13 protein-coding genes are annotated in these 13,421 nt (G+C 72.7%); 5 read left to right on the forward strand and 8 right to left on the reverse strand.

All coding sequences use genetic code 11. The features are described 5' to 3' along the window. The first annotated feature begins 44 nt into the window (after positions 1-44). Positions 45-1,526 (forward strand): DUF1996 domain-containing protein, encoded by a 1,482-nt coding sequence (locus tag ACQP2P_RS43445; protein ID WP_433611151.1) that lies wholly within the window; start codon positions 45-47, stop codon positions 1,524-1,526. 165 nt (positions 1,527-1,691) lie between these two features. Further along, positions 1,692-2,054, forward strand: a complete 363-nt coding sequence (locus ACQP2P_RS43450) for a response regulator (protein WP_433611153.1) — start codon at positions 1,692-1,694, stop codon at positions 2,052-2,054. On the opposite strand, the gene ACQP2P_RS43455 is transcribed toward ACQP2P_RS43450, so the two are convergent. Next, positions 2,014-2,685, reverse strand: coding sequence for a response regulator transcription factor (locus ACQP2P_RS43455; protein WP_433611155.1), 672 nt, complete (start codon positions 2,683-2,685; stop codon positions 2,014-2,016). The genes ACQP2P_RS43450 and ACQP2P_RS43455 overlap by 41 nt on opposite strands. Positions 2,686-2,727: 42 nt before the next feature. On the opposite strand from ACQP2P_RS43455, the gene ACQP2P_RS43460 reads away from it, so the two are divergent. Continuing rightward, entirely contained in the window at positions 2,728-4,626 is a 1,899-nt protein-coding gene (locus ACQP2P_RS43460; RefSeq protein WP_433611157.1) for a CHASE3 domain-containing protein, read from the forward strand. A gap of 138 nt (positions 4,627-4,764) precedes the next feature. Beyond that, positions 4,765-5,013, forward strand: coding sequence for a hypothetical protein (locus ACQP2P_RS43465; RefSeq protein ID WP_433611159.1), 249 nt, complete (start codon positions 4,765-4,767; stop codon positions 5,011-5,013). Positions 5,014-5,141: 128 nt separating this feature from the next. On the opposite strand, the gene ACQP2P_RS43470 is transcribed toward ACQP2P_RS43465, so the two are convergent. From ACQP2P_RS43470 to ACQP2P_RS43500, 7 genes are all read right to left on the reverse strand, one after another. Next, complete coding sequence (locus ACQP2P_RS43470; protein WP_433611161.1) at positions 5,142-5,573, reverse strand: MarR family winged helix-turn-helix transcriptional regulator; 432 nt, start codon at positions 5,571-5,573, stop codon at positions 5,142-5,144. Then, the gene (locus tag ACQP2P_RS43475) at positions 5,566-6,954 is read right to left on the reverse strand and encodes an MFS transporter (RefSeq protein ID WP_433611163.1); all 1,389 of its coding nucleotides are present in this window, start codon (positions 6,952-6,954) and stop codon (positions 5,566-5,568) included. Before ACQP2P_RS43475 ends, ACQP2P_RS43470 begins: the two co-directional genes overlap by 8 nt. Before the next feature lie 81 nt (positions 6,955-7,035). Next, positions 7,036-8,010: a hypothetical protein gene (locus tag ACQP2P_RS43480; RefSeq protein ID WP_433611165.1), complete on the reverse strand. Its 975-nt coding sequence runs from the start codon at positions 8,008-8,010 to the stop codon at positions 7,036-7,038. Positions 8,011-8,093: 83 nt separating this feature from the next. Further along, the gene (locus ACQP2P_RS43485; protein ID WP_433611167.1) at positions 8,094-10,148 is read right to left on the reverse strand and encodes an ATP-binding protein; all 2,055 of its coding nucleotides are present in this window, start codon (positions 10,146-10,148) and stop codon (positions 8,094-8,096) included. Further along, positions 10,145-10,510 carry a response regulator transcription factor gene (locus ACQP2P_RS43490; protein ID WP_433611169.1) on the reverse strand — a complete coding sequence of 122 codons (366 nt, stop codon included), beginning with the start codon at positions 10,508-10,510 and terminating at the stop codon, positions 10,145-10,147. Before ACQP2P_RS43490 ends, ACQP2P_RS43485 begins: the two co-directional genes overlap by 4 nt. A 59-nt stretch (positions 10,511-10,569) precedes the next feature. Then, a complete protein-coding gene (locus ACQP2P_RS43495) occupies positions 10,570-11,991 on the reverse strand; it encodes a hypothetical protein (RefSeq protein WP_433611171.1) in 1,422 nt (473 codons plus the stop codon). Continuing rightward, positions 11,988-12,215, reverse strand: coding sequence for a hypothetical protein (locus ACQP2P_RS43500; protein ID WP_433611173.1), 228 nt, complete (start codon positions 12,213-12,215; stop codon positions 11,988-11,990). The genes ACQP2P_RS43495 and ACQP2P_RS43500 overlap by 4 nt, the downstream gene beginning before the upstream one ends. A gap of 198 nt (positions 12,216-12,413) precedes the next feature. Between ACQP2P_RS43500 and ACQP2P_RS43505 the strand changes: the two genes are divergently transcribed. Then, positions 12,414-13,421: a coiled-coil domain-containing protein gene (locus ACQP2P_RS43505; protein ID WP_433611175.1), complete on the forward strand. Its 1,008-nt coding sequence runs from the start codon at positions 12,414-12,416 to the stop codon at positions 13,419-13,421.

The following is a 13,421-nucleotide window of genomic DNA, read 5'->3' on the forward strand; positions in this document are numbered from 1 at the left end:
TTAGGGACCTTGAGAGAGCGCTCTCCCATGCATACGGTCTGGCCATGCCGCTCGACCCCCGGCTCAACCCGTACGTGGTGACGCCGAGCCGCCCGCCGAAACGGCGCCGGACCCTGCTCGCCCTGCTGCTGGTGCCGATCGCGGGGGCCGTGGCGACCAGCCTCATCCTCACCACGACCGCCGGCGCCGAGCAGGTCGACACCGCGGGCATGGTGCAGGCCGAGGCGTGGAGCGCGCAGAGCGGGGCCCGCACCGAGAACACCGGCGACGTCGGCGGCGGCAAGAACGTCGGCTGGCTCGCCGACGGGGACTGGATGCGCTACGACAACGTCGACCTCGGCGGCCCGGGCTCGCTCACCGCGAGCGTCCGGGTCGCCGCGGCGAGCCGCACGGGCGGCACGATCGAGCTGCGGGCCGCCACCCGCGACGGCGAGCTGCTGGCGAGCTACCCGGTCGGGTACACCGGCGGCTGGCAGACCTGGACCACGAAGACCGCGGTGAGCACGACCGGGCGCACCGGCCGGCAGACCGTGTTCCTGCTGCTCAAGAGCCCGCAGGCCGGGGACTTCGTCAACGTCAACTGGCTGCGGTTCAAGCGCACGCCGACGGCGACGATGCCTGGCTCGCCCTCGGCCCCGGCGCCGTCGTCCCCGTCGCAGAGCCCGACGGCGGTCCCGGGCTGGCCCAGCGTCGACCCGGCCAAGCAGCAGGCCGACACCGCGGCGTTCTTCGCCCGGCGGCCCGCGCCGATCACCAACAACCCGGTGAAGGTGCCCGAGTTCCACGCCGCCTGCACGGTGAGCCACCACGCCCCCGACGACCCGATCGTCTTGCCCGGGCTGGCCGGCGCCTCCCACGACCACACGTTCCTGGGCAACCGGTCGACGAACGCGAACTCCACGGCCGAGTCGCTGATCGCCGCGGGCACGACCTGCACGCCCGCGCAGGACCATTCGGCGTACTGGATCCCCACGCTGTCACGCAACGGCAAGGTCGTGGACCCGAAAGAGGTGACGGTCTACTACGGCTCCCGGCTCAAGGACCCGAGCAGGACCCAGCCCTTCCCGTTCGGGCTGCGAATGATCAGCGGGGACGCCAAGAACCAGAGCGACACCCCCGACCACCAGGGCAACCACTTCTGGTGCGCGGGCGTCGGCGGCGAGGTCGGGCGCACCGCCAACGGCGAATACCCGATCTGCGCCAAGACCGCCGAACTGGTCCGGCAGATCACGTTCCCGGACTGCTGGGACGGCGTGCACCTGGACAGCCCGGACCACAAGGCGCACATGGCCAACGGTGACCACACCGGCGCCTGCCCGGCCAGCCACCCGGTGCCGATCCCGTCGGTCTCCTTCGTCATCGCCTACCCGCTGAACACCGACACGAACGGCATCACGCTCTCGTCGGGCAACGGCTACTCGATGCACGCCGACTTCTTCAACGCCTGGGAGCCCGACGCCCTCGCCCAGCGGGTGCGGGACTGCCTCGACCAGGGCTACAAGTGCAACGCCCAAGGAACGTTCTAGTCAGGGGAACGTTCTAGTCAGGGGAACGTTCTAGTCAGGGGAACGTTCTAGTCAGGGAAGATCGAGCCGCCGAGAGCCGGAGGCCCACCCGCCGCCACGGGTGGGCCTCTTTTTTTCCCGTTAACATCAAGGCGGTCCCACCCGCATCGGTGGCATGGTTACCGCATGACGATCCGTTGCGTCATCGTCGACGACTCGGAGCGTTTCCGGGTGAGCGCCCGGAGGCTTCTGACGGCGCAGGGCATCGCGGTCGTCGCGACCGCATCGGACATCCGCCAGGCGCTGCTCGCCGTCGAGGAGCACGAGCCGGATGTCGTGCTGGTCGACGTCGGCCTGGGCGCGGAGAGCGGCTTCGACCTGGCCCACCGCATCCGCCACAGCTTCGTGATCATGGTCTCGAGCCTCGACCCGGACGACCTGGCCGAACTGCTCGCCGAGAGCCCGGCGATCGGCTATCTGTCCAAGGACCAGCTGTCCGGCAGCGCGATCAGCCACCTGTTGCAGAAGACGCCGCTTCGAGAAACGTGAGCACGGCGAGCACCCGGCGGTGCGTCTCGTCCGTCTCGGGCAGGTCGAGCTTGGTCAGGATCGACCGGACGTGCTTCTCGATGGTGCCCTCCGTGACCCACAGCGCCTTGGCCACGCCCGCGTTCGAGCGCCCCTCGGCCATGAGGGCCAGCACCTCCCGCTCGCGCGGGCTGAGGCCGCCGAGCGGGTCGCGGCGGCGGTGCGCGGCCACCAGCTCCTGCACCACCGCGGGGTCGACGACGGTCCCGCCGTCGTGCACGCGGCGCAGGGTCTCCACGAACTCGTCGACGTCGGTGACGCGACTCTTCAGCAGGTAGCCGATCCGCTCCCCGCTGGCCAGCAGCTCGATCGCGTGCTCGACCTCCACGAAGGCGGACAGCACCAGGATCGCCACCGACGGGAAGCGGCGGCGGATCTCCCGGGCCGCGCCCAGCCCCTCCGTCGTGTGCGTCGGGGGCATGCGGATGTCGACGATTGCGATGTCGGGGGCCTGCTTCTCGACCAGCTCCAGCAGGTGCGGGCCGTCGTCGGCCAGCCCGGTCACGGCGAACCCCTGCCGATCGAGCAGGCTCGCGAGCCCCTCGCGCAGGAGGACGTCGTCGTCCGCGATCACAACTGACTCGGATGCCATCAAATCCAACATATCCCCGCGATCCCGGGTAAACACCTCCCCATGCACGGGGGGTTGACCGTCCGGCTCGCGGTGACCAGCGCGCTGTTCACCGTGCTGATCACGGCGGCGTTCGCGATGATCCTCGTGTCGGTGTACCAACTGCGCGGTTCGGTCGCGGTCGTCAGCCAGGCCGAGCGGGCGGTCTCGGCCGGCAGCACGCTGGAGCGCCTGGTGCTCGACGTGGAGGCGGCGCGGCGCGGCTACGCCCTCACCCACGACCGGACGCTGCTGGAGCCTTGGGTGCAGGCTCAGCAGCAGATCCCCCTGCGGCAGGAGGAGCTCGCCTCGTCGGTGTCGGACACCCCGGCCCAGGCCGCGCGGGTGGCCCGCCTGAACAGCGACGTCACGGCCTACCTCGACAAGTTCGCCGACCCCGCGATCGCCGACGACCAGTCGGGCGATCCGGCGAAGATCGACCCGCAGTCGATCAAGGAGGGCCAGCAACAGATCGCCGCCCTGCGCACCGAGTTCGACGACTTCATCAACAACCAGCGGATGAGCGTGGACCGGATGCACGCGGCCGCGGACCACGCCGGGCGGCGGGCGCTCGTCGCCGGGCTCGCCGGGTTCGTGGTGGCGCTGCTCGCGGTCGCGCTCCTCACCCGCTCGCTGGCGGTCATGGTCGTGCGGCCACTGCACCGGATGGTCCTCGCGGCCGACCGGGTGGCGGGGGGCGACCTGCAGGTGCGGGTGCCGACCGACGCCCCGGTGGAGGTCGGGGCGCTGCAACGGACCTTCAACGCGATGGTCGCCGCCCTCGACAAGAACCGCACGATGCTCGGCACGGTCGCGGCCGAGCAGGCGGCGCTGCGCCGGGTGGCCACCGTCGCCGCCCGCGGCCGCCCCGCCGAGGACGTGTTCGCCGCGGTGACCGAGGAGGCCGGCAAGCTCTTCGACGCCGACGCGACCGTCCTGCTGCGCTTCGAGCCCGACGGCAGCGGCACCATCGTGGCGAGCTGGAGCCGGGACCCCGCGCACCGCGTCGACCTGGGCCGCGTGCACCTGAAGGACAACGGGGTGGCGGGCCAGGTGCTGCGCTCCGGCCGCCCGATCCGCCTCTCCGGCACGCACAGCGCCGACTTCCTGCAGCGCGAGTTCGGCGACCTGACGATCCGCTCGGCGATCGGCGCCCCCGTCATCGTGGCCGGCCGCACCTGGGGCGTGCTGAAGGCCCTGTCGACGTGCGCGTCGCCGCTGCGGGAGCACGACGCCGAGCGGGCCGCCGAGTTCACCGAGCTGGTGGCGAGCGCGATCGCCAACTCCCAGGCCCGCGCCGACCTGACCGCCTCCCGCGCCCGCGTCGTGGCCGCGACCGACGAGAGCCGCCGGCGCATCGAGCGCGACCTGCATGACGGCACCCAGCAGCGGCTGATCGCCCTGTTGCTGGCCCTGCGCGCGACGGAGACCGAGGCCGGCGGCGGGCTGCAGGACCGCCTGCACGGCATCGGCAGCGACCTGTCCGAGGCCATCGACGAGCTGCGCGAGCTGGCCCGCGGCATCCACCCGTCGATCCTGTCCGCGGGCGGCCTGAGCCCGGCGATCCGCTCCCTGGCCCGCCGCTCCCCGGTTCCGGTGGAGGTGCGGCTGGACCTGCCGTCCCGGCTCGACGCGTCGGTGGAGATCGGGGTGTACTACGTCGTCGCCGAGGCCCTCACCAACGCGATCCGCCACGCGCACGCCACGCTGATCTCGGTGACCGCGTCGGCCACGGACGCGTCGCTGTCGCTGTCCGTCGAGGACGACGGGGTGGGCGGCGCCAATCCCGGGACCGGCACCGGCCTGACCGGCCTCGGCGACCGCGTCGCGGCCCTGGGCGGCACCATGCAGATCGCCAGCCGCCGCGGCAACGGCACCCGCCTGTCCATCACGATCCCCCTCACGGAGGATGCAAGCGGTTGAGGTGCCTATAGCAGCCAGCAGGTATGCGGGGGTGGGCAAACCCAGAAGCCAGAAGCCCCGCTGGCCGCGAGGCACCGGACAACCGTCCGGAGGCACGGTGGAACAGTCATTCACGCCCCCTTGAACAGGTGATCCACCATGACGATTCGTCCGGTCGACCCGGCACTGTGCATGGCACTGTTCGTGTCCGACACACCCTGCTACTCCCACCCCGACGCCGAGACGGTCCGCGCCACGGTGTCCTCGACCCTCAGCCGCCTCGGCCGGGACGAGTGCTACGCACAGGCCGCCGAGGTCTTCGGCGACCGCCCGGACGTCGCCCTGAGCCGCATCCAGTGGGCGCGCGAGCTCTGCGAGGAAGCCCTCACCCCAGCCGGCGCCCGCTGACGCACCGGCTTCCCCAGGGCCTCGCGCCCTGACCGGGAGATGCACCCGATATGTCGCGGCGCACCGCGTCCGGCATATCGGCGCTACCCGCCAGGAATCGATCTTCGCGTCAGGAATCGACTTTCGCGTCAGGATTCGAGCTTCGCGACCAATCGCGCCAGCTCGTCCAGCTCCTCCGGCGGCAACGCCAACATCTGCGGCGGCGGCTGGGTCATGATCGCCTCGGCCCGAGCCGCCTCGCGACGACCCAGGTCGGTCGTCGTCACGAGCTTGGCCCGCCGGTCCGACGGGTGCGGCTCCCGTCGCACAAGACCCCGCTTCTCCAGGTCGTCGACGACCAGCGTGGTGTACGGCGCATCGGTCTGCAGCCGCCCGGCGAGCTCCCGCATGGTCATCGGCTCGCCCGCGAGACGCCGCAGGGCCTTGATCCGCACGAAGCTCAGGTCCAGCGCCTCGCAGACCTCCTTGCGCCGGTCGTGGCGCTCGTGCACCAGCGCGAGCATGGCGCGCCAGACCTCACCGGCGCGTTCCCGCGCATCGGGCACATGCGACTCAGGCATCGACGAGCTCCGCATCAGGGGTTCGGCTTTTCGCCCACGTACCGGTGGTGAGCGTACCGATGACCAGGATCGCGGCGCCGCACCCGGCGACGATCCACCAGCCCACATGGCTCGCGGGGCTGAACCCGACGGGCATCGCGCGGCCGTGCAGCCCCGCGGTGACCACGGCGCCGAGGACCGCGATCCCCAGCACCGAGCCGAACTGGCGGCTGGTCGAGGCGAACGCCGCGGCCACCCCGGCCTGAGCGACCGGCAGACCCGAGACGGCGGTGACGGTGATCGGCGGGTTGACCATGGCGAAGCCGATGCCGAACGCGACGTAGGCGGCCACGACCCACAGCAGCGGCGTGTGCGGGGTGAGCCCCGTGAGCAGCACCCCGCTGACCAGGATGCCGGCCCCGCCGACGAGCAGCGACGCGCGCGGCCCGCGGGCGCCGACCATGCGGCCGGAGACCGGGCCGAGCACCACCGTGATCGCGGCGATCGGCAGCGTGAGCAGGCCCGCGTGCAGCGGCGAGAGGCCGCGCACCTCCTGTAGGTAGAGCGTGTTGAGCAGCAGGAACCCGGCCAGCGCGCCGAACGCGGCGACGGCGATCGCGGTGGCGCCGGCGAACGGCGGGCTGCGGAAGAGCGTGATGTCGACCAGCGGCTCGGGGCGGCGCGGCTCGACCAGCAGCAGGGCCACCAGCGCGACCACGGCCACCGCCCCGGCGATCGGCTCGTGCTCGATGATGGCGAAGGTCGCGCTGGCGAGCAGGACGAGCACGATGATCTGGCCCGCAACGTCGACCCGGCGCGGCCGCGGCGCCCGCGACTCGGGCACGAAGAGCGCCGTGAGCACGACCGCGGCGATGCCGATCGGCACGTTGATCCAGAAGATCGTGCGCCAGCCGACGGTCTGCACCAGCAGGCCGCCGACGACCGGGCCGAGCGCCATGCTGAGGCCGACGACGCCCGCCCACACGCCGATGGCCCGGGCGCGCTCGCGGCGGTCGGTGAAGACGTTGGTGATGATCGACATGGCGACGGGGTTGAGCATCGAGCCGCCGATCGCCTGGACGACGCGGAACGCGATCAGCCAGCCCAGCGTCGGGGCCAGCCCGCACAGCAGCGAGCCGAGCGCGAAGACCACCAGCCCGGTCTGGAAGATGCGGCGCCGGCCGAGGCGGTCCGCGGTCGAGCCCCCCATGATCAAGAGACTGGCCAGCACGAGGGTGTACGCGTCGATCGCCCACTGCAGGCCGGAGAGCGGCGCGTTCAGGTCGCGCCCGATCGCCGGCACCGCGATGTTCACGATCGTGTTGTCGAGGCCGACGATCAGCAGGCTCATGCAGCAGATGCCGAGGATGAGCAGTCGCCGGCCGCGTGCTTGTACGGCCATAACTATTATGTTCGTACAAGCAACGGGCCGGCGCCAACCATCTGCGGCTCAGATCACTTCCCCTTGATCTCGGACTGTGAGTCAGGCCGTGACCAACGCCGCCTTCGCATCCGCGTCGGCGACCGGGGCGGGGCGACGGCGCAGCGCGGCGAGCCCGGCCAGGAGCAGGCCCGCGGCCGCCCACGCGACGAGCACGAGGACGTGCGGCCCGGCGCCGGCCCCGTCGAAGAAGGCGGTACTGCGCAGCAGCGACCCGGCCGCACCCGGCGGCAGATACTGCCCGAGCGCACCCCACCCCGACGGCAGCATCTCCGGCGCGCTGGACAGGCCCGAGAGCGGGTTGCCCAGCAGCATCATGGTCGCCGCCCCGATCGCGAGCCCGGCGGTGCCGAGCAGCGACTCCAGGCCGAGCACGGTCAGCGCCGTGGCGGCGATGGACAGCGCGACGACGCCGCTGTTGAGCCAGTAGTCGCCGTTCAGGGAGCCCAGCCAGTACTGCAGGATCGCCACCAGCGCCAGCCCGCCCGTCACGGCGAAGGCGAGCGCGCCCGCGATCCGCCGTCCGGCGCCCACGATCAGGTTGGTGAGCAGCCCCGCGGCGGCGATCCCGCCGAGCACCAGCGGCAGCGCCCCGGCCGCGAGCCCGGCCCCGCGCGGGTCGTCGGCCGGCAACGGCACGAGATCCCGCACGACCGTCCCGTCCGGGGCCGGGGCGAGCGCCTGGGCGACCTGCTGCAGGGCCTGCGCGACCGCCGGACCGGCCGCCGAGGCCACGATGACCTGGGGCTTGCCGCTGGTGAGGTCGATGGCGCCGTAGACCTCGCGGTCCCTGATCAGCCGCTCGGCCGCGGCGGTGTCGGGCACCGTGCGCAGGTCGAACGCGCCGGGCCGCTTCGCCTCGAGCTGCTGCACGACCTGGGCGGCCGCGGGCGCTGGCCCGGCGACGGCGAGCGGGATGTCGTGCACGCCGGCCCGGGTCGCGGGCCAGGCGAACGCGACCATGATGAGGCTGAGCAGGGCGGTGAGCAGCAGCACGACGCCCGCGACCTTTCGCATGACCATCTCCCATGAAAGAACGTTCGTTCGTTTTTTTCAGGGTGTACCGCCCGTGCTCACCCGTCAAGAACGAACGTTCGCTTTTACGGGGAGACGCCGGTCACGACCTTGGCCGCGGGGGCGTGCGTGGACGCGGGCGGCAGCGTGAAGATGAACCGTGACCCGCCGCCCGGGTTGTCCTCGGCGCGGATCGTCCCGCCGTGCCGCTCCACGATGCGCTTGCAGATCGCGAGGCCGAGGCCGGTGCCCGCGTATCCGCTCGAGCGGTGCGCGCGGTGGAAGTTGGTGAAGATGGCGTCGTGCTGGCCGGGCGGGATGCCGATGCCGTTGTCCGCCAGCTCGACCCGCACCAGCCCGTCACCGTCGAGCCCCGACGCGATGGCGATCCGGGGAGTCGTGCCCGGGGCCGTGTACTTCACCGCGTTGCCCACGAGGTTGTCCAGCAGCTGCCGCAGCAGCACGGGATCGGCTCGCACGTCGTCGAGGCGGCCGAGGGTGAACTCCGGCCGCGGGGTGCCCGCGGCCGCGGCCAGGTCCGTGCGCGCGTTCGTCACCTCGGTCACCAGCTCGTGCAGCCCGACGTCGACGGGCGCGATGGCGGCGTTGCGGGCGGTGGTGTAGGCGAGCAGGTCGTTGATCAGGTGGCGCATCCGGGCCGAGGCGCGCGTGATGCGCACCAGGCTGTCGAGGGCGTCGCCGACCGCGGGATCGTCCGCGGGCATGGTGTGCAGCGTCTCGCCCAGGTTCTCGGCCCAGCCGTCGATGGTCGCGAGCGGGTTGAGCAGGTCGTGCGCGACCACGCCGGCGAAGGCGGAGAGCTCGTCGCGGTGCCGGCGCTCGGCGGTCACGTCGTGGAAGACGACGACGGCGCCGCCCTCCTCCTCGGTCTCGCCGGACGGCAGGCGGGTCGCGCTCACCCGCAGGATGCGGCCCTCGGGCACCCCGGCGTTGCGGATGAGCACCTCCTGGCCGCGCACGTCGTGGCCGCCCAGCGCCTGGACGTGGGCCATCTCCCCGGGCGGCAGCGGCGTGCCGTCGAGGTGGAAGAGGCCGTAGTGATCGGGCCGGCCCACGGTGCCGTCGCTGCTGGTCACGCCGCCCACGAGGGCCACGGCGGCCGGGTTGCGCATGATCCAGGAGTGATCGGGGCGCACGACGGAGACGCCCTCGTGCATCGAGTTGACGATCGTGGTCAGCAGCCGCGCCTGGGCCTCCGTCTCGTGGCCCGCGGCCGTCAGCCGCCGCATGAGCTCGGCCCGCTCGTCCCGGCCGAGCGCGATGGACAGCCCGACGACCGCGATCATGCCGACGAACGCCTGCGCGATCAGCGCCCGGGTCGCGTGCGAGGGGATCGAGGCGAAGGGGCCGTTCCCGTGCAGCGTGAACAGCACCGCGAGGATGCCCAGCCCGAGGTCGTGCAGCACGACGAACGTGGTGTGCAGGCGCAGCCCGGCCCACACGGTGACGGCGAGCAGCGGGAACGCCAGGGGCAGGTGCGCCGCGCCGAACGCGACGCCGTAGGCGGTCAGCGAGCACACGAGGAGCGCCACGTACTCGGCCAGCCGCGCCGCGCCCGGCCGCGTCCAGCGCCAGCCCCGCGCGCGCTGGTAGCCCAGGCGCAGCCCGACGGCGACGATGAGCAGGATGCTCACCCCGTTGCGCAGGAACCACACGACGCCGTCGGTCCACAGGAAGCGGTCGGTGGTGAGCCAGATGGCGGTCGGCCCGACGAGCGCGCCCGCGCCGGCCCCGGCGAACGTGGCGAGCAGCAGGCGCCACAGGTCGGCCGAGCGGGAGAGCTGCTCGTCGCCGCCGGCGCCCCAGAGGTGCGGGCTCAGGCGGTGCAGGACCCGCGTGAAGATCGCCACCTGGGCCAGGTTCGCGACCACGAACCAGAGCGCGAGCAGCGGGGTGGCGCCCGTGGCCAGGTTCACGAGGAGCGTGATGACGGCCAGCGCCACGGGGTCGACCCAGCGCACGCGGGCCTTGCGCTGGGCGGCGAACCACAGCACCGACACGCCCGCGGCCGGCCAGACCAGGCTCAGGCTGGAGCCGTCCATGATGGTCTTGCGGCCGGCGACGGTCGCCAGGAGGTACACCAGTGCCCACGCCGCGGTCCGCAGCAGCGAGGTGGTCATCCGGCGCCCCGCAGGGCCCGCTCCAGCCCGGCGCGCAGCGTGTCGGCGGTGAAGGGCTTGCGGACGTACTCCGCGCCCGTCTCCCGCGCCCGGGCGGCCACGGCGCCGTCCCACAGCACCGTGAGGAACATCGCCGGCAGGTCGGCCCGGGCGGCCCGCAGCCGGTGCAGCAGCTCGATGCCGTCCATGCCGGGCAGGTCGACGTCGAGGATCGCGGCCTCGGGCAGCCCGTGCTCGGCCACGGCCGCGAGGGCGGCCGCGCCGTTCTCGGCGGCGAGCACGTCGTGGCCGTCGGCGGTCAGCCGCTTGACGATCAGGTCGCGGACGTCCGGCTCGTCGTCCACCACGAGCAACCGGGCCATTCGGCACCCCCCGCCTCTCCACCACCCAGATCGGCAGCGCAGAGACGGGCCTTAACGGGCTAGCGGGGCGAGCCGGGCACGATCCCCTGCAGGTGGCGGCCGTTCACGGCGGCGCGCCGGCCCGCGTCGACCTCGGCCTTCCAGGTGCGCACGTAGTTGGAGGCGGTCAGCCGCTCCACGTCGTCGAGGTCGAGCAGGTCGCCGACCATGGTCGTCAGGGCCACCACGTCCCGGCGGTCGTTGGGCGGCACGTTGTCGTGCAGCAACTGGTGCACCTGATTGCGCAGCGACCCCTCCCGCACCACGGTCGACGGGGTGAGGGTCGGCTCCTCGGCGATCTCGAGCACCTCGCCGGCGTCGTGCGTCACCGGGGCGGTCCGGCTGCGGGTGCGGCGCGGCGCGGGCGCGGCCGGGAGGATGCCCTCCAGGTCGGCGCGCAGCCCGCCCAGCGGCGAGGCCGAGACCACCGGCGCCGTCGCGACCACCGGCTCGGGCGCGGGCTCCGGCCCGGCGGCCGCCTCCGCCGCCCTGGCCACGGCCTCCCGGGCCGCGCGGCGCTCGTCTTCCTCGCGGGCCGGCCGGGGCACCGGGATCGGCTGCGGCGCCGTCGGCAGGGCCTGCTGCTCCTGGGTGTCGATGACCGGCAGCCGCTCCGGCGCGGGGGCCGACTGCGGCGCGGCGGCCGGCGGCGGCGCCGGCGGGAGCGCGCTCTCGGTCATCGCGGCGAGCCGGGCCGGGGCCAGGTCGGCGGCGATGAGCGCGGTCAGCCCGTCGTAGTCGGCGCCGTCGGCGAGGCGGACCGCGATCTCGTCGAGGTCGTAGACGGCCACGGCGATGTCGGCGGTCGTCGGGTCGACCGCGGCGCGGATCTTGCGGTGCAGCACCTTGGCGATCGCCGCGGTCCGCTGCTCCTTGCGCTTCTCCGCCTTCGCCGCCGCGATCGAGGAGTAGAGCCCGAGCCGGGTGTCGGCCTTCGCGAGGTTCTTGGCCCGCAGCGTCAGCCACGGGTGGCGGACCCAGTGCCCGACGACCTCGTAGGCCGGCGTGGTCGGGGGCAGGTCACCCTTGGCCCGCAGCCGGTCCCGGCGCTGGTTCTCCGTGTGCATCAGCCACACCAGGTAACCCAGCGCGGACATCCCCGCGAAGAACCCGGCGAGCAGCTTGTTGTCGTGCGCCATCCAGTTGAACGCGACCGCGAACGCGGCGATGACCACCGACAGGATCCGCGAGGCGGTCGCCTTCTCGCCGAGCCGGCGGCGCACGTCGGCGTTGGCGAGCACGACGATGCCGCCGAGCTCCAGCGCCCCGACCGCGGGGATCGCCCAGATCAGTGGAATGCCGAGCGCCTCGACCGCGCCGGACACCTGCCCGGCCAGGGCGACGAGCAGCACCACGACGTAGAACAGCTGCCGCATGTACGACGTGCGCTTGACGGTCTTCTGCAGATCGGCGTCGAGCTGGTTGATGCCCGGCGTGCTCACCGGCTTCTCCCGTCGTTGTCGGGCTGGGGCAGCCGATAGCCCCGGGCCTCGAGGAATTCGGCCAGCGCGAGGTCCACCGAGCTCTGCACGGTGGTGTTGTGGTCGACGACGAACCGCTGCAGGGTCTGCTCGATCTCGACCCGCACCCGGGTGTTGAGCTGCACCCGCTCGAACCGCGGCCGCCGCGGCGGCATCGCCACCGTCTTCTCCGTCGCTTCCAACATCACTCCCGCTAGCCGTTTGCTAGCGGGCACGCTAGCAAAGCAGCCGTCGATGACCGAATCCGACACGCCGCACAACTGTTCGAACCCGAAAGGTCCTTACGGTCGTCGCTCCACGAAGGTTCAGCGTGACTTTCGGTAGTCATCCGGCCGCGTTCTTGAGCCTGTCCGGGGCCTTCGCGGTTCGGTACGCTCACCCGCATGCGGCGCCGGGTCCTCATGCTGATGCTCACGGCGCTCGTGCTGATCGGCGCCTGGGCCGTGCCCGCGGGCGCCGCGCCGGGCGATCCGACGGGCGCGCCGAACGAGGGCAACGACCTCACCCTCGGCGAGAAGCTCGACGCGGCCAACACGGAGTGGGTGCAGGCCCAGGCCGTGCTGGACGCGTCCAAGAAGCGCCAGGCCGAGCTGAACGCGCAGATGGACGCGATGCGGAAGGAGCTGGAGCCGGTCCGCGCGAGCGTGAACGTCATCGCGGCCGCGGCCTACCGCACCGGCGGCAGCGTCCGGCTCACCGCCGCGCTGGTGAACACGGACTCGGCCGAGCGGTTCATGGACCGCGTGCTGCTGGTGAACACGATCGCGCAGTACAACGACCGCCAGATCGCGCGGCTGACCAAGCTGGAGAAGGACCTCGCCGACGCCAAGAAGGCGGCCGACGACGAGGTGGCCAAGCAGCAGGCGCAGACCGCGATCCAGGCCAAGAAGAAGGCCGACGCCGAGGCGGCCCTGGCCAGGATGCGGGGCAGGGCGGACGGCTACGTCAGCGTCAACTCACCGCTGGCCACCCCGGCCCCGCGCAACGCCGACGGCTCCTGGCCGGCCGAGAACTGCATCATCGACGACCCGACGACGACGGGCTGCGTCACCCCGCGCATGCTGCACGCGGCCCAGGAGGCGCGCAAGGCGGGCTTCACGCACTTCTACTCGTGCTTCCGCCCGTCCGGGCCCTATGAGCACCCGAAGGGCCGGGCCTGCGACTTCGCCGCGGCCTCGGACGGCTTCGGCGGCGTGGCCAGCGGGGCCGACAAGACCTACGGCACGAACCTGGCGGCCTACTTCGTCAAGAACGCCTCGGCGCTGGGCGTGCTCTACGTGATCTGGTTCCGCCAGGTGTGGACGCCGGCGGCGGGCTGGCACGCCTACAGCGGGGGCAACGGCGACCCGTCCAGCGACCACACGAACCACGTGCACCTGTCCGTGCTGTAG

The sequence above is a fragment of the Dactylosporangium sp. CA-139114 genome (assembly GCF_050955725.1).
Classification (GTDB): domain Bacteria; phylum Actinomycetota; class Actinomycetes; order Mycobacteriales; family Micromonosporaceae; genus Dactylosporangium.